General features: G+C 68.9%; 14 protein-coding genes. 9 read left to right on the forward strand and 5 right to left on the reverse strand.

The features are described from left to right. The first annotated feature begins 114 nt into the window (after nucleotides 1–114). The 3 genes from imuA to dnaE are packed head-to-tail and all read left to right on the forward strand — an operon-like array spanning nucleotide 115 to nucleotide 5745. Complete coding sequence (gene imuA, locus ACYVB7_RS03375; RefSeq protein ID WP_460505158.1) at nucleotides 115–954, forward strand: translesion DNA synthesis-associated protein ImuA; 840 nt, start codon at nucleotides 115–117, stop codon at nucleotides 952–954. After that, nucleotides 905–2359, forward strand: a complete 1455-nt coding sequence (locus ACYVB7_RS03380; protein ID WP_460505159.1) for a Y-family DNA polymerase — start codon at nucleotides 905–907, stop codon at nucleotides 2357–2359. The genes imuA and ACYVB7_RS03380 overlap by 50 nt, the downstream gene beginning before the upstream one ends. Next, the gene (gene dnaE, locus ACYVB7_RS03385) at nucleotides 2356–5745 is read left to right on the forward strand and encodes an error-prone DNA polymerase family protein (protein ID WP_460505160.1); all 3390 of its coding nucleotides are present in this window, start codon (nucleotides 2356–2358) and stop codon (nucleotides 5743–5745) included. Before ACYVB7_RS03380 ends, dnaE begins: the two co-directional genes overlap by 4 nt. Here dnaE and ACYVB7_RS03390 read toward each other — a convergent pair. After that, nucleotides 5696–7534, reverse strand: a complete 1839-nt coding sequence (locus ACYVB7_RS03390) for a bifunctional diguanylate cyclase/phosphodiesterase (RefSeq protein ID WP_460505161.1) — start codon at nucleotides 7532–7534, stop codon at nucleotides 5696–5698. The two genes, dnaE and ACYVB7_RS03390, sit on opposite strands and share 50 nt — an antisense overlap. Nucleotides 7535–7602: 68 nt before the next feature. Between ACYVB7_RS03390 and ACYVB7_RS03395 the strand changes: the two genes are divergently transcribed. The 4 genes from ACYVB7_RS03395 to ACYVB7_RS03410 are packed head-to-tail and all read left to right on the forward strand — an operon-like array spanning nucleotide 7603 to nucleotide 9732. Continuing rightward, on the forward strand, nucleotides 7603–8256 hold the full coding sequence (locus ACYVB7_RS03395; protein ID WP_460505162.1) for a LysE family translocator: 654 nt from the start codon (nucleotides 7603–7605) through the stop codon (nucleotides 8254–8256). A gap of 2 nt (nucleotides 8257–8258) precedes the next feature. Next, nucleotides 8259–8774, forward strand: coding sequence for a YbaK/EbsC family protein (locus ACYVB7_RS03400; protein ID WP_460505163.1), 516 nt, complete (start codon nucleotides 8259–8261; stop codon nucleotides 8772–8774). After that, entirely contained in the window at nucleotides 8771–9043 is a 273-nt protein-coding gene (locus tag ACYVB7_RS03405) for a DUF1289 domain-containing protein (protein ID WP_460505164.1), read from the forward strand. The genes ACYVB7_RS03400 and ACYVB7_RS03405 overlap by 4 nt, the downstream gene beginning before the upstream one ends. Next, complete coding sequence (locus ACYVB7_RS03410; protein WP_460505165.1) at nucleotides 9040–9732, forward strand: 2-hydroxychromene-2-carboxylate isomerase; 693 nt, start codon at nucleotides 9040–9042, stop codon at nucleotides 9730–9732. The genes ACYVB7_RS03405 and ACYVB7_RS03410 overlap by 4 nt, the downstream gene beginning before the upstream one ends. 28 nt (nucleotides 9733–9760) lie before the next feature. On the opposite strand, the gene rtcA is transcribed toward ACYVB7_RS03410, so the two are convergent. From rtcA to ACYVB7_RS03425, 3 genes are read right to left on the reverse strand one after another with little or no spacing between them, the layout of a single operon-like run. Continuing rightward, nucleotides 9761–10858: an RNA 3'-terminal phosphate cyclase gene (rtcA, locus tag ACYVB7_RS03415; protein ID WP_460505166.1), complete on the reverse strand. Its 1098-nt coding sequence runs from the start codon at nucleotides 10856–10858 to the stop codon at nucleotides 9761–9763. A gap of 59 nt (nucleotides 10859–10917) precedes the next feature. Continuing rightward, nucleotides 10918–12141, reverse strand: a complete 1224-nt coding sequence (locus ACYVB7_RS03420) for an RtcB family protein (protein ID WP_460505167.1) — start codon at nucleotides 12139–12141, stop codon at nucleotides 10918–10920. A gap of 22 nt (nucleotides 12142–12163) precedes the next feature. Further along, the gene (locus ACYVB7_RS03425) at nucleotides 12164–12904 is read right to left on the reverse strand and encodes a hypothetical protein (protein ID WP_460505168.1); all 741 of its coding nucleotides are present in this window, start codon (nucleotides 12902–12904) and stop codon (nucleotides 12164–12166) included. A gap of 226 nt (nucleotides 12905–13130) precedes the next feature. Between ACYVB7_RS03425 and rtcR the strand changes: the two genes are divergently transcribed. Further along, nucleotides 13131–14771: a sigma 54-dependent transcriptional regulator gene (gene rtcR, locus ACYVB7_RS03430; protein WP_460505169.1), complete on the forward strand. Its 1641-nt coding sequence runs from the start codon at nucleotides 13131–13133 to the stop codon at nucleotides 14769–14771. On the opposite strand, the gene pbpC is transcribed toward rtcR, so the two are convergent. After that, entirely contained in the window at nucleotides 14741–17179 is a 2439-nt protein-coding gene (gene pbpC, locus ACYVB7_RS03435) for a penicillin-binding protein 1C (protein WP_460505170.1), read from the reverse strand. The two genes, rtcR and pbpC, sit on opposite strands and share 31 nt — an antisense overlap. Before the next feature lie 146 nt (nucleotides 17180–17325). On the opposite strand from pbpC, the gene ACYVB7_RS03440 reads away from it, so the two are divergent. Next, nucleotides 17326–18615 carry an ABC transporter substrate-binding protein gene (locus ACYVB7_RS03440; protein ID WP_460505171.1) on the forward strand — a complete coding sequence of 430 codons (1290 nt, stop codon included), beginning with the start codon at nucleotides 17326–17328 and terminating at the stop codon, nucleotides 18613–18615. Nucleotides 18616–18620 lie beyond the last annotated feature (5 nt).

Raw genomic sequence — 18620 nt, forward strand, 5'->3', positions numbered from 1 at the left:
AACCGCGAGTTTCGCCGCAGGCGTGCTGGCGAGGTGGGTTTTTTCCCCTAGATTGACACTGTTTATAAATACAGTATTCTGCGGCTTTTCAACGCTGAGTCCTGAGCCATTCCCATGCCCCGTCCTGCCGCAAACCTGGTTCGGCCTCCTGTGCCGTTGCCTGGAACCTGGCGCGCCTGCGATGCCCCGGGCACCGGTGCGCCATCCGCCCCGGTCTGCCCCACCGGCCATGCCGTGCTCGACGCCCACCTGGCCGGGGGCGGCTGGCCGCTGGGCGGGGTGGTGGAGGTGCTGCAAGACGCGCCCAGCCCGCTGCCCTGGGCCCTGGTGGCCCCCGCGCTGCGGCGCTGGCTGGCTGAGCGACCCCCGCCCGGGGCCGAGGCGCACCCGCAACTGGTGCTGGTGGGCCCGCCGGGCATGCCGCTGGCCTCGGCCTGGCGGGCGCGGGGCCTGAATCCCGGCCAATGGGTACAGGTCAACACCGCCGACCCGGCCCGCCGCCTGTGGGCCTGTGAACAGGCCCTGGCCTGCCCCTCTGTGGGGGCGGTGCTGGCCTGGTTGCCCCTGACCTCGTTTGCCGCGTTGCGGCGCTTGCAGCTGGCTGCGTCCCGCCAAGGCGGGCTGGTGTGGGTGTGCCGCCCCGAGTCGGCCCGAACCCAGCCGTCCCCCGCCGTGGTGCGCCTCCTGCTGTCGGCGGGCATACAACCGGGGCATTTGTGCGTGCACATCCTCAAACACCGGGGCGCGGCGGTGGCCCAGCCGCTGGACCTGCCGCTGGCCGACGCCCGGGTGCAAGCCTGGCTGGACGCCGCCCGCTGGCGGCAAGCCCAACGGCGGCGTGCCGCCGACCTTGCCGTGGCCCGTTCTCAGGCCCTTCCCCTGGCCCTTTCCCAGGCACCTTCCCATGCCCAAGCGCCCGTGCTGGATCGCCCTGCAGTGGCCCCCTTCGCCTGAGCCGCAGGCGGACTGGGTGGGCCTGTGGGCCTTGCAGTTCACCCCCCAGGTGGCGCGGCTGGAAGACGCCTGGCTGCTGGACGTGACCGCCACCCTGCGCCTGTGGGGCGGCCTGCCCCGGCTGCTGCAACGCCTGCGGGCGCAGTGGCCCGAGCCCGCCCGCCCCCTGGCCCTGGCCGTGGCCTTCACCCCCCTGGGGGCTTTGGCCCGCTGCCGCATCCACCCCAGCCTGAGCGCCTCGGATGACGCCGCCTGTGCCGATCAGCCCGAGCTGCTGACCCCCGCCCCGCTGCGGGCACTGCCCTTGCGCAGCCTGTCGGCCTGGCAGGCCCAGGTGCCCGTGCTCGCCCGGCTGGGGGTGCACACCTGGGCCCAGCTGGAGCGCCTGCCCCGCGCCGGGGTGGTGCGCCGCTGGGGCCCCGAGGGCTTGCGGGCGCTGGACCAGGCCCTGGGCCGCAGCCCCCAGCCCTTGCGCAGCATCCAGGCCCCGCCCGTGTTCAGCCACACACTGGAACTGACGCAGGCGCTGGAGTCCGCCGCCGCCCTCATGGGGCCGGCCCGCCAGTTGCTGGCCGCCCTGCACGGCTGGCTGGTGCAGCGCCACCAGGGCGTGCGCGCCGTGCGCTGGCGCTGGGTGCACGACGCCCGCCGCGACGTGCCCACCCATGGCGAATGGGCGTTGCACCTGGCCCAACCCGTGCAGCAGCTGGACCACCTGCAACACCTCACCGCCGAACACCTGGCCCAGGTCCACTGGCCCGCCCCCGTGGTGGGGCTGGGCCTGGACACGCTGGACCTGGCCCCCTGGGTGCCCACCACCGCGGAGGGGCTGCTGTCCCCCACGTCAACCCACGCCCCCCTGCGCCATCCCCACAGCTGGACCGAATTGCTGGAGCGCCTGCGCGCCCGCCTGGGCAACGACGCCGTGGTGCAGTGGCAGCTGCAAGACACCCACCTGAGCGAAGCCAGCCAGCACCCGCTGCCGTCCACCCCCTCGACAGCTGAAGCCCCGGCGCGGCACCGCCCGCCCGCTCCCCCAGCCCTTGAGGCCCCCGACACCTCCGTGGCCTCCGAGGCCTCCGCCACCGCGCTGGGGCCCCTCGCGCCCACCTGGCTGGCCGACCCGCCCCAGCCCTTGCGCCTGCGCGGCGACCGCCCCGTCTACCAAGGGCCGCTGGAGCTGCTGGCCGGGCCGCACCGCATCGAATGGGTGCAGTGGCCCGGCGCCCCCGAGCCCCTGCACGGCCAGGCCCCGCCCGTGACCGTGCGCGACCACTTCCTGGCCCGCAGCCCCGGGGCCGGTCTGGTGTGGGTGTACCGCCAGCGCCGTGCCGACGCCACCGCCCCCTCCCAGGGCCAGACCCACGACGCCCCCACCTGGTTCCTGCAGGGGTGGATGGCATGACCGCGCTGCCCGGTTACGCCGAACTCATGGCCCTGAGCCACTTCAGCTTTCAGCAAGGGGCCTCGTCGCCCGAAGAACTGGTGGACCGCGCCGCCGCCCTGGGCTACCAGGCCCTGGCCGTCACCGACGACTGCAGCGTGGCCGGTGTGGTGCGCGCCCATGCCCAGGCCCGCCAACACCCCGGCCTGCAGCTGCTGCCCGGGGCGGTGTTCGCACTGCCACCGCCCGAGGGCGAGCCCCCGGGTGAGTCCCTCCCCGGCTGGCGCATGGTGGTGCTGCCCCGCCACCTGATGGGCTGGGGCCAGCTGTGCCGCTGCATCACCCTGGCCCGCGCCGCCGCCCCCAAAGGCCAGTACCGCGCGGCCTGGCCCCGCCCGGGCAGTGGCACCCTCAGCGGCTGCGAGGTGGTGCTGCTGCCCCCCCGCGGCCCCCAAGTCAGTCTGGATGCTCCTGAAAGCATAGCTGTTTGCGCTTTTTTAAAAAGCGCTGGAGCCCTTTTTGATGCTGAAAACGGCAGCCTCTGGCTGGGCGCGGTGCTGCACCAGCAACTGGACGACGACCTGTGGTTGATGCACCTCAGCCACTGGTCCCAGGCCAGCGGCCTGCCGCTGGTGGCGCTGGGCGGGGCCGTCATGCACCACCGCTCGCGCAAGCCCCTGCACGACGTGCTGACCGCCATCCGCCTGCACCGCCCGGTGGCCCAATGCGGCCAGGCCCTGCTGCCCAACGCCCAGGCCCATTTGCGCACCCGGCTGCAACTGGCCCGCGTCTACCCGCCCGAACTGCTGGCCGCCACCCTCACGCTGGCCGGGCGCTGCCGCTTCAGCCTGGACGAACTGCGCTACCGCTACCCCCGCGAAACCGTGGCCCCGGGCGAAACCCCGGCCCAGACCCTGGCCCGGCTGGTGTGGGCCGGGGCGGCGTGGCGGTATGGCGACACCGAAGGGGCGTTGCCGCCCGAGGTGCACGCCCAGCTCACCCACGAGCTGGCGCTGATCGCCGAGCTGGGCTACGAGATGTACTTCCTCACCGTGCACGACCTGGTGCGCTTTGCCCGCAGCCGCGACATCCTGTGCCAGGGCCGGGGCTCGGCGGCCAACTCGGCGGTGTGTTACTGCCTGGGCATCACCGAGGTGGACCCGGCCCGCGCCACCCTGCTGTTCGAACGTTTCATCAGCCGCGAACGCGACGAACCGCCCGACATCGACGTGGACTTCGAACACCAGCGGCGCGAAGAGGTCATCCAGTACATCTACGCCAAATACGGGCGCGACCGCGCCGCGCTGGCCGCCACCGTCATCAGCTACCGCCCCCGCAGCGCCCTGCGCGACGTGGGCCGGGCGCTGGGCGTGGACGAGCGGCTCATCCACGCCTTCTGCAAGGAGCACCCCGGCATGTATGGCCGAAAGCTCTACCCTGAGCGCTTGGCCCAGGTCCTGGGCGAGGGCTCCGAGCCTGCGCCGGGCCGCCCCAAGCAGGCGAGCGCCCCCCTCGGGGGGGCAGCGACCGCAGGGAGCGTGGGGGGCGACTCCGTGGGCCGCCCCACGCAGGCGCTCTTGGATTTGTGGCTGTCGCTGGCCGAGCAGTTGCTGGGCTTCCCGCGCCACCTCAGCCAGCATGTGGGCGGCTTTGTGCTGACCGAGGGGCCGTTGACGCGGCTGGTGCCCATCGAGCCCGCGGCCATGGACGGGCGCAGCATCATCCAGTGGGACAAGGACGACCTGGATGCCGTGGGCCTGATGAAGGTGGACGTGCTGGCCCTGGGCATGCTGACCGCGCTGCGCCGTGCGCTGCACCTGCTGACCGCCAAGGGCCTGCCCGCCCACACGCTGGCGGCCATTCCGCCCGAGTGCCCGGCGGTGTACGCCATGGTGTCCCGGGCCGACACGGTGGGCGTGTTCCAGATCGAGAGCCGGGCGCAGATGAGCATGCTGCCCCGGCTGCGCCCCGAGGTGTTCTACGACCTGGTGGTGCAGGTGGCCATCGTGCGGCCCGGCCCCATCCAGGGCGGCATGGTCCATCCCTACCTGCGCCGCCGCCGCGGGCTGGAGCCGGTGGTGCACCTGAGCCCGCAGCTGGAGCAGGCGCTGGGCCGCACCCTGGGCGTGCCCATCTTCCAGGAGCAGGTGATGCAGGTGGTGATGCTGTGCGCCGGGTTCAGCGCGGGCGAGGCCGACCAGCTGCGCCGCGCCATGGCCGCCTGGAAACGCAAGGGCGGGGTGGACCGTTTCCGCGACCGCGTGGTGCAGGGCATGGTGGCCCAGGGTTACCCGCAGGACTTTGCCGAGGCCATCTTTGCGCAGATCGAAGGCTTTGGTGAATACGGTTTCCCCGAAAGCCACGCCGCCAGCTTTGCCCTGCTGGCCTACGCCAGCGCCTGGCTCAAGTGCCACCACCCCGACGTGTTTTTGGCCGCGCTGCTCAACAGCCAGCCCATGGGGTTCTACACCCCCTCGCAACTGGTGCAGGACGCGCAGCGCCACGGCGTGCAGGTGCTGCCGGTGGACGTGCGTTTCAGCCACTGGGACTGCACGCTGGCGCAGCCCGACGACACGGCCCGCCTGCTGGCAGAGCCGCCCTTGCCGCCGCTTCGTTCACAGCCGCGTTCACAGCCCCGGGCCCCGGACCTGCGCCCCGTGCGCCTGGGGCTGAGGTTGGTCAAGAATTTCAATGAAAACGCCGCCTTGCGCTTGTTCAGAAAGCGTGAACAGCTATTGATTCAAGAGCATCGAACCTGGGCCTCGGTGGAAGAGCTGGCCCGGCTGGCGGGCCTGAACCAGGCCGAGCTGGACGCGCTGGCCGCCGCCGACGCCTTGCGCGGCCTGGCCGGGCACCGCCGCACCCAGGTGTGGGCGGCGGCGGGCGCGGTGCCGCTGGTCGGGCTGTTCCGCCCGGTGGGGGCCGATGACGACGCCTTGCCCCCCAGCCTGCTGCCCGAGCCCACGCCCGCGCAGGACGTGGTGGCCGACCACGCCGCCACCGGCCTGAGCCTGCGGGCCCACCCGGTGAGCTTTCTGCGCCCGCAGCTGGCGGCGCTGCGCCTGTCCACTGCCGCCGAGCTGTCGGCCTACCCCTCGGGGCGGCTGGCGCGGGCCTGCGGCATCGTCACCGTGCGGCAGCAGCCGGGCACGGCCAGCGGGGTGGTGTTCGTGACGCTGGAGGACGAAACGGGCACGGTCAACGTCATCGTCTGGCCCGCGCTGAAGGAGCGCCAGCGCCACGAGTTGACGCGCTCGCGCCTGATGGCCGTGTACGGCGTGTGGCAGCGCGACGATGCCCCCGACTGCAACACGGGTGGCCAGGTGCGCCACCTGGTGGCCAAGCGCCTGCGCGACCTCACGCCGCTGCTGGGATCGTTGCAAACGCAGAGTCGGGACTTTCACTGACCGGCGGCTGTGGTGCCTCCAGCCCTTGCACGTGGATGTTGTCCGCCGCTTCCTTGGAGCGCTTCTTGGCCTCGGCCACCGCGGTCACCAGGGCGTTGGAGCGCACGGTTTCGCCCGGGGGCACCGGGATCACGCCAAAACTCAGGCTCACCAGCGGGAAGAAGCGTTCCACGCCAAACCGGTCTTCCGCCGTGATGCCGCCGGCCAGGCGCTCGGGCTCGGGGTAGAGCTGGGCAATGGCCTGGGCGGCCTCGCGCACGATGCGGCGCAGCCGCGCCTGCCAGTCGGGGCTTTGCAAAATGAGCACGAAGTCGTCCCCGCCCACATGGCCCACAAAGTCGTGCAGCGGGTCGATGTGTTCGCGGATGGTGCTGGCCGCCAGCAGGATCACCTCGTCCCCCTTCCAAAAGCCGTAGCGGTCGTTGAAGGGCTTGAAGTGGTTCAGGTCGGCATAGGCCAGCACAAAGCCCACCTGGCTGTCGAGCATGCGCTCCAGGTGGGCGTTGATGGGCACGTTGCCCGGCAGCAGCGTCAGCGGGTTGGCGTGGCGGGCGGCCTCGATGCGGTTTTCGGTGACCTGGCGCACCAGCTGGTGCGCGCTGCACAGGCCCAGGTAGCGCCCGTTCTGCGTGACCACGATGCCGTCGGTCAGGTAACGCTGGTCGGCCTCGGTCAGCACGGTGGCCAACTCGTCGAAACTGGCGTCCACGTCCTTGATGACCGGGTTGCGGTTGCTCAGCGGCAGCACGGAGCGGTTGCCGTAGATGTCCAGCCGGTAGGGCTGGGCCATCTGGTTCATGAAGGTGGCCATGGACAGGATGCCCACCGGGTGCTGCACCTCGTCCACCAGCACCACCGAGGTCTGGTTGGCGCACACCGAGAAGAACTGCACCACATCGCGGGCACGGGCGGTGTGGGGCAGGCTGGGGCGCATGTCCACCAGGTTGCGCAGCACGCCGGTCAGGTTGGTCTTGCGCCCCGGGTAGGCGGGCACCATCAGCCGCCCGTCGTCGAACGCGGCGCGTGCCGGGGGCGACACGTCCAGCACCGGCTCGGCCAGCGGGCGGGCCAGGAAAAAGCCCTGGGCCTGCTCCATGCCCATGGCGCGCACCATGCGCAACTCGTCGGCGGTCTCCACGCCTTCGGCCAGCAGCACGGTGCCCAACACGTCGGCCATCTGGCGCAGGCCGCGCAGCAGCTCCTGGCGCGACACGTCGTGGGGCAGGTCGTGGATGAAGCAGCGGTCGATCTTGATCTTCTCGGGCTTGTACTCCAGCCAGGCGTTCAGGTTGCTGTGGCCCACACCGAAGTCGTCCAGCGCAATGGACACGCCTGCGCGGCGGCAGGTGCCCAGGAAAGCATCCACACCGTCGTGGTTGAGGGGGTCGCACTCGGTCAGCTCCACCACCAGGCCGCGGTGGCCCAGCACCTGGGCATCGCGTTCGATCAGGCGCTGCAAGCGGGCCAGCGTCTCGGGCCGGGCCAGCGTGTCGCTGTTGACGTTGACGTGCAGGCGCTGCCCCGACCGTTGCGTCAACCGGGAAAAGGACTCGATGGCAGACTCCACACACGCCAAATCCAGTTCGGTGTGCAGGTCCAGCTCGCGTGCGCGCTGGAACAACGCCGCCGGGTTGGCAAAGCCGGTGGCCGGGTCGGGGCGGACCAGGGCTTCCTGCGAGACCACCTTCAGCGTCTTCAGGTCCACGATGGGCTGAAAATGGAAGTGGAATTGCCGCTGGCGGATGAGGTCCCACAAAGTGGCCTCTTCCAAGGGGGTGGGATCGGTCATGCGGAGCTCCCTGAACAGAAGCGGCATTGGACGACAGTGGTGTGACAACTCAATGAAAGTGACAGAGCATGGACGTTTCGACCTGGTGGACTTATTTCGCAGCCGCATGGCTGATTGCACTGTCGCCCGGCTCGGGCGCGGTGTTGTCGGTGGGGCATGGCCTGCGCTACGGCGTGCGCGGGGCCAGCGTCACCATTGCCGGTTTGCAGCTGGGGCTGGTGGGCATCACCCTGGTGGCCGGGGTGGGGGTGGGCTCGCTGCTGATGGCGTCGGCCACCGCCTTCATGGTGGTCAAGACGCTGGGTGCGGCCTACCTGCTGTGGCTGGGCTGGCAGCAATGGCGTGCCCCCGTGCAGGAGGGGCATGGGGTGCTGGACGGTGCCGCCGCCACCCCTGCTGAGCGGGATGGCTTGACCAGCCCCCGCCAGCGCTTCCTCACCGGGCTGTTCACCAACCTGACCAACCCCAAGGGCATCGTGTTCATGGTGGCCGTGTTGCCCCAGTTCATCTCGCCCCAGCGGCCCCTGCTGCCGCAACTGGCGGTGTTGCTGGCCACCACGGTGTTCACCGACGTGGTGGTCATGCACGGCTACGCCTACACCGGGGCGCGGCTGGCGCGGCTGCTGCGGGGTGCGAAGGCACAGCGCACGCAAAACCGCGTGTTCGGGGGCGTGTTGATGGCCATGGGGGCCAGTTTGATGTGGGTGCGGCGAGGAGCTTGAGCATGTGTGGATCTGAACTTCAAACCCTGCCCGAGGGCGTGCAGCGCGTGGCCGCTGAATTGCAACGCCTGGGCCACCCGCAAACGCCGGTGATGCTGTCCGACGCCGCCCGCACCGCCCAGCAGGCCGCCGATGCGCTGGGTGTGCAACTGGGGCAGATTGCCAAAAGCATCATCTTCCGCCGCAAGCCCGACGGTATGGCCGTGCTGGTCATCACCTCGGGCGACCGCCGCGTGGACGAGGCCCGCGTGCAGGCCCTGGTGTGCGAGGCCGGGCAGAAGCTGGGCCGCGCCGATGCCGACTTTGTGAAACAGTCCACCGGCTTTTCCATCGGCGGTGTGTCGCCGCTGGCGCATGCCCAACCGCCGGTCACGCTGATCGACCGCGAGCTGTTCCGCTTTGCCGAGGTGTGGGCCGCCGCCGGACACCCGCACGGCGTGTTCCGCCTGAGCCCGCAAGACCTGGTGGACTGGACCGGCGCCCCCGTGGCCGACGTGGTGGAGGTGGCCGCGGCATGAGCACCTCCCCCTTCCTGACCCTGGCCCAGGCCACCGAGCGCAACCGCCAGCGCGAGTGGACCGCCGACAAACCCGCACCCAACGTGCCCTCGCCCTGTGTGGGCGTGTGCCGCATGGAGCCCACCTTCGTCCACGACCTGCCGCTGTGCGCCGGCTGCCTGCGCACCGTGCCCGAAATCGCCGGGTGGTCCAAGGCCACCGACGCCGACAAGCTGCACCTGTGGGCCGAGCTGGAGCAGCGCCACCGCGACCAGGAGGCCACCGCATGAAGACCATCCACTTCTACTTCGACCCCATCTCCCCGTTCTCGTGGCTGGCGTTCCAGAAGCTGCCCGAGGCGCTGATGGGCCTGAGCCACCGGGTGCTGTACAAGCCCGTGTTCCTGGGGCCGCTGCTGCGTGCGCGCGGCTCGTTGGGCCCGGCGGAAATCCCCGCCAAACGCGACTGGACCTACCGCCAGGTGTCGTGGCTGGGGCACCACCTGGGCGTGCCGCTGGCCATGCCCGCGGTGCACCCCTTCAACCCGCTGCCGCTGCTGCGCCTGGCACTGGCCACCGCCATCCCCGAGGGTGAGCTGGGCAGCGAGCCCGGGGCCGTCAACCGCTACGTGGCCGAGCAGGTGCTGCGCCACGTGTGGGAAGGCGGGCAGGATGCCGCCGACCCCACTCGCCTGGCCGCACTGCGCGAGGTGCTGGCCGAGCACATGAACCTGCGCGAACGCAGCCTGGCCGACCCGGACAGCGACGCCATCAAGGCCCGCCTGCGCGCCAACGGCGACGAGGCCTTGGCCGCCGGGGCGTTTGGTGTGCCGTCGTTTGTGGTGGAGGGTCGCCTGTTCTGGGGCCTGGACAGCCTGCCCATGCTGCGCGACTGCCTGGCCGGGGGCGAATGGTTCAACGGGCCGGATTGGGATGCAGCGGCGCAGCGGCCCTCCATCCTTGAAAAAACAGCATCGTGATGCCCTGAGCCCCCGAGGGGGCAAGCGCTCACCGCGGCGCGAGTTGCACCAGCCAGCGGTGCGAGTCAACGCGGGTGACGGTGGCCTGCACGGGCAGGAAACGCTCAATCACCTCCAGGTGGGTGCGGGTGTGTTCACTCACCTTGCTGCAGGTGTAGGCGGCGGCTTGTCCGCGTTGCCACACCGCCAGGGCCAAGGGCAGGGCCAGTTGGTCGGCCAGGTGCGGTCCGACGGCGGCACCGCTGTGGCGGTAGGCCTCGGCCTGCCGCAACACCCGGGCAGCCACCTGTTCCGAGCTGACGGACTTTTCGCCAAAGCTGGCAAACACCTCGGTCACGTGTTCGTGCGCCAGGGTCAGCAGCAGGGCATTGCCCGGCCCTTCGTTCTGGCGAAGGACGGGGATGCGCAGGTCTTCCTCTGGCCATTGCAGCGCGGCGGCCAGCGCGGCCAACTCGCGTTCGGCAATGCGGCGGGGCAAGCCCGCCACCAGGGCTTCGGCGTGGCCGTGGCGCAGCGGGCCGGGCTCCAGCAGGTTGAAGGTTTGCAGGCCATGCGGCGCAGGCGTGATGTCGGCCTGCATCTCGCCGCCCCCTGCGGGGTAGAAGCCGTGGCGCTGCAGCGTGAGATCGACCTTCACCCCCATGCGCGCCAGCAGCGGGACAAACGCCCGTTCGATGAAGTGGAAGTTGGGCGCCAACGGGTTGTGGGTGCCGCCAGACAGCGTGACGCGGCTGGGGGCGTCGGCCAGCATCAGCGCGGGCAGCACGGTTTGCAGCACCAGCAGGCAACTGCCGGCCGAGCCCACGGCAAACGAATGGCTGCCTGCCCGCGTGGGGCCGGGTTCGAACACCAGGGTTTGCGAGCCCAGCTCAGCCCCCTGGACCCGCGCCGCACAGATGGCCTGGGCCGCCAGCACGCAGGTCAGGTGCTGGCGCATCAAGCCGGGCTTGGGCCGCTTGGCGCGAATGTGTTCTATGACCACCGGCTGGCCGGTGACCATCGACAGTGACAGGCTGGCCCGAAGGATCTGGCCCCCGCCTTCGCCTTGGGAGCCGTCGATGTGAATGGGTGCTCCGGCCTCCACCGGGTGCGTGGGGTGCAGTGTTTTGGTTTGATTGTTTTTCATGAAAATGACCTCTTGCGCTTTTTCAATCAGCGCAAGCAGCTATTGTTTTTGTAGTATTCCTACCCCTTCACACACACCACCTGCTTGAGCGTGTACACCACGTCCACCAAGTCTTGTTGTGCGGCCATCACGGCGTCGATGTCCTTGTAGGCCATGGGAATTTCGTCGATCACGTCGGCGTCCTTTCGGCACTCCACGCCCTCGGTGGCCTTGATTTGATCGTCCACCGTGAACAGCTTCTTGGCCTTGGTGCGGCTCATGGTGCGGCCCGCACCGTGGCTGCAGCTGTTGAAGCTGTCGGGGTTGCCTTTTCCGCGCACGATGTAGCTCTTGGCCCCCATGCTCCCGGGGATGATGCCCAGCTTGCCCTGTTCGGCACTCACCGCGCCCTTGCGGGTCACGAACACCTCTTGCCCAAAGTGCGTTTCGCGCTGCACGTAGTTGTGGTGGCAGTTCACCGCTTCCACATGCGTTTCGAACGGCTTGGGGATGGCCTGGCGCAGCGCGGCAATCACGCGGCTCATCATCACCTCGCGGTTGGCGGCGGCAAATTTCTGCGCCCAGCCCACGGCCTTGACGTAGTCGCCAAAGTAACGCGCCCCTTCTTCAAAGTAGGCCAGGTCCTTGTCGGGCAGGTTGCGTTGGTGCAGTTCGGCGTCCTTCTTGGCCAGCTCGATGAAGTGGGTGCCAATGGCATTCCCCACCCCGCGTGAGCCGGAGTGCAGCATCACCCACACGGCCTGGTGTTCGTCCAGGCAGATTTCAATGAAGTGGTTGCCGGTACCCAGCGTTCCCAGGTGCTTGTGGTTGTTGGTGTTTTTGATGCGGGGGTGGGCCTCGCAGATTTCCTCGAACTCGTCCACCAACGTGGCCCATGCGCGGTCGGTTTCGGCGGGCGGGGTGTCCCAGCTGCCTTTGTCGCGGCCCATGCGCTTGGGCGTCAGGCCCACGGGCACGGCGCGTTCGATGGCGGCGCGCACGCCCGCCAGGTTGTCGGGCAGGTCGCTGGCGGTCAGCGTGGTCTTGCACGCCATCATTCCGCACCCCAGGTCCACCCCCACCGCCGCGGGGATGATGGCCTTGAGCGTGGGCACCACCGAGCCGATGGTGGCCCCAATCCCCAGGTGCACGTCAGGCATCACCGCCACGTGTTTGAACACGATAGGCAGGCGCGCAATGTTGCGCAGCTGGTTCTTGGCGTCTTCTTCCACAGGCACGCCGTGGGTCCACATTTTCACGGGCACGCCGTTGGGCACGTCGATTTGTTCTTGGGTGTTGTTCATGGTGTTCTTTCGTTGTTGTGGGTCACTGCACCATGCCGCGGGCGGCAGCCTGTGCGTAGGTTTTCAGTTTGTCGTCGTTTTTCACGTGGCGGATGAAGGCGTCCACGTGCGTCTGTATTTCCTCGGGGCGATTCAGCCGCCTGCCGTCGTGACCAATCCCGTGCAACGCCGATACCTGCGCGTCGCGCCAGGGCATGGCCAGCATGGAGCGGTACGCCTGCCACATCGCGTCGCGCCATTCGGGGATGTGCTGGGCATTCCAGAACGTGGGCCAGACGTCAAACCACATGTAGCAGACAAAGTGCAGTCGGCTGTTTCCACCGCCGATGGCGCTCGGTGCAGCCGCCAAACGGGGGGCCAGGCAGTCGCGCCACAGGCTGGGCAGCATCTCCATCATCTTCAAGGCGTCGGCCAAGGGAACGGACGGATCGTTGGCCATGTGCGGGATGTCGCCCGCGTTGTTGCTCATCACATGGGTCAGACCCATCCCGACCTGATCGTCGCTGTACGGGGCGAGGTCAGAGCCGGCATTAGCGAACAGCACCGTCTGAATGTGGGTCCATTGCAGCGGTGTGGCCGTGAACTCTGGTTCATCGATGTTCCAGTACCACTCCTGTTCACCGCGTGCAGGCACAGGGCGGTCGAACAGGTGGCGCAGAGCCTCGTTGTAGACAGAAGGCATCAGCCCCACGGAATCGCAATTCACCGCGGGGGTGTCCCTGTTTTGGCGCCGTTCAAGTGCGGCCAGCTTCTTTGCTTTCATCACATTCCTTTGCGTGGCTGTGGATGCTCAGCGCCAGATTCACTGGGCTGTTGAGTGTCTGTCATCTGTCATTGCGAAACCCGTGCCAAGTTTTTGTTTGTGCGGGATGCTGAATGCAATTGATTGAATCCATTGGAAATTTGACTTCTTGCGACCTCCCTGCTCAATCTGCATTTTGGTTGGCGTGTATATTTGTAGATCGTTTTTTATCCATTGGGATAGCTTCATGAAAACCGTGGTCATCGGATTCCTCGGCACCCAGCTCGACAGTGGCCGGGGGGCCGGGCGGTGGGAGAAGTGGCGTCCCACGGTGTCGTTGACGCAGCACGAGGACGTGTTGGTGGACCGGCTGGAGTTGCTGTATCCCCCTGCGCACCAGTCGCTGGCGGAGCTGGTGCGCCAGGACGTGGCCGCGTGTTCGCCGCAGACCGTGGTCAACCTCGTGCCCATGCCCATGGACAACCCCTGGGACTTTGAAGAGGTCTACGGCGTGTTGTACGACTGGGTTCGCCAATACCCGTTCCAGCCCGAGCACGAGGCGTACTGGACGCACATCACCACCGGCACCCATGTGGCACAGATTTGCCTGTTCCTGCTGGTGGAGTCGCGGCGCATTCCGGGCGTGCTGGTGCAGACCTCGCCGCCCAAGCGCCAGCAGGCGGACAACCCCGGCACCTTCGCCCTGATTGACCTGGACCTGTCGCGTTACGACGCCCTGGCCCAGCGTTTTGGCGCGGAGCAGCGCGATGCGCTGAACTTCCTCAAAAGCGGCATTGCCACCCGCAACCCCGCCTTCAACGCCTTGATTGAAGAGATTGAACGGGTGGCCCTCCACTCCAAGGCCCCCATCCTCCTGACCGGGCCAACCGGCGCGGGCAAGTCCCACCTGGCGCGGCGCATGTTCGAGCTGAAGAAATCGCGCCACCAGGTCGAGGGTGATTTTGTGGAGGTCAACTGCGCCACGCTGCGCGGGGACGGGGCTGCGTCCACCCTGTTCGGCCACAAGAAGGGGGCGTTCACGGGGGCGGTGGCCGACCGCGCGGGCCTGTTGCGCATGGCGCACCGCGGGGTGTTGTTCCTGGACGAGATTGGCGAGCTGGGCCTGGACGAACAGGCCACCCTGCTCAAGGCGGTGGAGGAAAAGCGTTTCTACCCCGTGGGCAGCGACCGTGAGGTGGGCAGCGACTTCCAACTCATTGCCGGCACCAACCGGGACCTGCGGCTGGACGTGCGCGAAGGCCGTTTTCGTGAAGACCTGTACGCCCGCATCAACCTGTGGACCTACACCCTGCCGGGTCTGGCGCAACGCCCCGAAGACATCGAACCCAACGTGGACCACCTGGTGGCGAGCATCAGCGCGGAGCTGGGGCGGTCGGTGCGTTTCAACGCCGAGGCCAGGGCCTTGTACCTGCGGTTTGCCCAATCGCCCCAGGCGGTGTGGCGGGGCAATTTCCGTGACCTGGCCGCCAGCGTGACCCGGCTGTGCACCCTGGCCGAAAGCGGGCGGGTGGGCACGCCCCTGGTGGAGGCCGAACTGCAACGCCTGCGCTGGCTGTGGCAGATGACGCCCACCGAGGCCCCCGGCCACGCGGCCTTGGGCGATGACGACGATGTGTTGCGGTCCGTGCTGCCCGCCGAGCGGGTGCAGGCCATGGACCTGTTTGACCGCCTTCAGCTGGCCGCCGTGCTGCGGGTGTGCCGTGGGGCGCGCACGCTGTCCGACGCGGGGCGGCAGCTGTTTCACCAGTCACGCACGCAGCGTGCGGTGGTCAACGATGCCGACCGCCTGCGCAAGTACCTGCACAAACACGGCTTGCACTGGGACGACGTGCAGCCTCAGCGCAACGCAAACCCCACCTGGGCGTAGCGCCCGCTGGCGTCCATGGCGGTCAGGGTGTGCGGGCCCGGGCGGTCGATGTTGAGGCTCAGGCTGCGGGGGGCGTTGGCGTCGTTGCTGCCGGTGCCGCCGGTGCTGCCCACCAGCGTGCCATCCAGCAGCCAATGCACCGCCTCGGCGCTGCCCAGTGCGTGCACCTGCACCTTCACCGCCTGCTGGCCGGGAACCGGGTGCAGGGTGCTGTGGGGGTCCAGCCCCACGATGCGCAGGCTGCGCGAGGGGGCTTCGCCCCGGCAGGCCGGGCCCAGCGGCAGGCGCTCCACCTCGCTGCGCAGTTCGCGGCTGATCCACGGTTGCAGCAGCGTGGGCCAGCGGGCATAGGGCACGGCCTGCACGCGGGCCGAGCCCGTGCGCCCTTGGGGGCCAGGGCCTGCGGCGGGTGAACAGCCGGGGCGCAGCCGCACGGGGTGGCGGGCATCGCGCAGATCCACCCAGGCGGTGTCCAGCAGGCCGGTGGGGCTGAGTCGGTCGGGCAGGGTGGGCGGGGCGGTGCCTTGCAGGGTCCAGGCTTGACGGCGGAGCATGCAGTGCGTGGCATTCGTGGCCGTGGCGGCCAGACCCAGCGGCCAGCAGATGTCCTGCGCCACCACGTCGGGCGGGGGCTGGCGGGCCGGGGCGGTCTGGTGGGCGCTGTCGCTGGCGTCGGGGTCCAGCGCGGTCAGCAGGTCCTTGACCAGGGGGGCGGCGGTGTTGGCCCCGAAGAAACCGGGGTTGGGCGTGCCATCGGGACGGCCCACCCACACGCCCAGGGTGTAGCGGTTGGTCACGCCAATGGCCCAGGCGTCGCGAAAGCCGAAGCTGGTGCCGGTTTTCCAGGCCACGCGGCCCGTGCCTTCGCGGAACGGGGCACCGGGGCGGCCACCGTTTTCCAGGATCTCGCGCACGATGAAGGCCGCCCCGGCGCTCATCAGCGGGGTGTCCACCGTGGGTTCGTCGGGCTGCAGGCGGGGCTGGCCGGCCACGCCGCCGCGGGCCAGTGCGGTGTAGGCACCCACCAGTTCTTCCAGCGTGGTGCCTGCGCCACCCAGGATCAGGCTGAGGTTGGGGGTGGCCCCACGGGGCATGCGCAGCTTCAGCCCCGCGTTGCGCAGCCTGGCGGCAAAGCGGGCCGGGTCCAGCCGCTCCAGCAGGTCCACCGCGGGCACGTTGAGCGAGCGTTGCAGCGCCTCGCTCACGCTCACCGGGCCGCTGAACGCGGCCTGGAAGTTGCCCGGCGCGTAGCCGCCGAAGTTCTGCGGGGCGTCGATCAGCAGGCTTTCGGAGTGGATCAAGCCCTCGTCCAGCGCCATGGCGTACAGAAAGGGCTTGAGCGTGGAGCCGGGCGAGCGCACGCCGCGCACCATGTCCACGTGGGCCGCCCGCTGGGGGTCGGCAAAGTCGGCGCTGCCCGCGTAGCCGCGGATGGACAGGCTGGCGTTGTCCACCACCAGCGCGGCCACCGACACCGCCGGGGGAAGGTTGGGCAGGCGGTCGGTCAGCACCTGTTCCAGCCGCATCTGCACCCCGGCGTCCAGGGTGCTGTGCAGCACCTGGGCGGCGGCGGGGGGGCCGGGGTGCTGGCGCAGGCGCTGCAGCTGGGTCTGCCGCAACCGTTCGGCGGCCAACGGGGCCAGCCAGCGGGCGCGCAGGGGTGGGGCGAACACCCGCTCCAGCTTGGCGTCGGCCACGGTGGCGGCGGGCCACACGCCCAGGTTGGCCATGCGGGTCAGCACCTTGTCGCGGGCGGCCTGGGCCAGGGTGGGGGCGCGGTCGGGCCGCCAGCGCGAGGGGTTCTGCGGCAGCGCCACCAGCAGCGCCGCTTCGGCATGGCTGAGGCTGGCGGCGGACTTGCCCAGGTAGGCCCGGGCGGCCATCTCCACGCCCTGCACCTGCCCGCCCATGGGCGCGTGGTTGAGGTACAGCACCAGGATGTCGCGCTTGCTCAGGTGCCATTCCAGCTGCAGGGCGCGGGCCATCTGGCGCAGCTTGGTCAGCAGGCTGCGGCGGGCTTGGGGCGGGGTGTCGGCATCGGTGGGCGCGGCGGCGTTCATTTCCAGGATGCGGGCCACCTGCATGGTCAGCGTGGAGCCGCCCGACACCACTCGCCCATGCCGCACCCATTGCCAACCGGCCCTCAGCAGGGCCAGGGGGTTGATGCCTGGGTGCCAGTCAAAGGCGCGGTCTTCGTACTGGCGCAGTGCCTCCAGGTACAGGGGCGAAACCGTCTCAGGGGTGGTGGGCTGGCGCAAGGCCCCGTCGGCCCCCGGCCAGGTGCGCAGGGGCGTGCCATCGGCGGCCAGCACCACCAGGGTGCCGGGGGCCGCTTCGCCCTGAAAGGCCATGGGTGGCAGGGGGAACAGCAGGTCCAGTGCTTTCAAAAAGCATAGCAATAAAGCCATGCATAGAAAGCGGTATAGCCACTTTTTTCCATGAAATTTGAGCAGGAGCCGCATGCGGATGGGCCCCTTGCGCTGCGGCCATTTGGGCATGGCCAGGCAGGGCGAAGGGATGTATTACATAATTAATAAATTAAAGGATCATCGAGATGAGCACATCGAAGAAATGGATCTCAGGACTCTGCGCCGCATTGTGGGCGGGTTTGATGCCGCCCGTGGCGCATGCGAGCAAGGCGGGCGAGGCCGAGGTGCTGCACTTCTGGACCTCGGGTGGCGAAGCCAAGTCGGTGGAGGAACTCAAAACCCTGCTGGCCCAACGCGGGTACACCTGGAAGGATTTTGTCGTGGTGGGTGGCGCAGGTGGCAATGCCATGGTCACGCTCAAGCAGCGCGTGGCCGACGGCAAACCGCCTGCCGCGGCCACCCTCAAGGGACCGGCCATTCAGGAGTGGGCTGCGCAAAGCAAGTTGAACGACCTGGACGTGATGGCCCAGTTCGACAAATGGGACGACAAGTTGCCCAAGGTCATTGTTGACCTGATGAAGTACAAGGGCCACTACGTGGCGGTGCCGATCAACATCCACCGCGTCAACTGGCTGTGGTCCAACAACGCGGTGCTCAAGAAGGCAGGCGTGGCGGCCCCTCCCAAGACCCTGGACGAGTTTTTTGCCGCCGCCGACAAGGTCAAGGCCGCCGGGTTTGTGCCGCTGGCGCACGGCGATCAGGACTGGCAGGACTTCACCGTGTTCGAAGCCGTGGCCATGGCCGTGGGCGGCCCGGGCTTTTTCGACAAGGCGCTGTTGCAGCAGGACAAGGCCGCCCTGGGCAGCGAGCCCATGCGCAAGGTGCTGGAAACCTACCGCCGCATGAAGTCGTACACCGACGCCGGTGCCAGTGGGCGCGACTGGAACGTGGCCACCGACATGGTCATCAAGGGCAAGGCGGCCTTCCAGATCATGGGGGACTGGGCCAAGGGTGAATTTTTGGTGGCCAACCAAAAGCCGGGGGTTGAGTTCTCGTGCACGGTGTCGCCGGGCACGGGCGGGTCGTTCCTGTTTGTGGTGGACTCGCTGGTGATGTTCCAGCTCAAGCTGTGGGAGTCGCAAAAGGCCCAGGGCTTTCTGGCGTATCAGCTCATGCAGCCGGTGTTCCAGGAGCAGTTCAACCTGCGCAAAGGCTCCATCCCGGCCAACACCAAGGTGCCGCTGGACAAGTTTGACAGCTGCGCCCAGACGTCGGGCAAGGACTTCTTGGCCGCCGCCAAGGACACCACGCTGCTGCCGTCCATCGCCCACGGCATGGCCTTGTCGAGCGCCCAGCAATCGGCACTGAAGGCGGTGGTCACCGAGTTCTGGCAGGACGACAAGATGTCCGTGGCCGACGCCCAGGCCAAGCTGGTGGCGTTGACCAACCCCGCCCCCACCAACGCCAAGAAGTGAACCCC

This window comes from Hydrogenophaga soli (genome assembly GCF_054777695.1).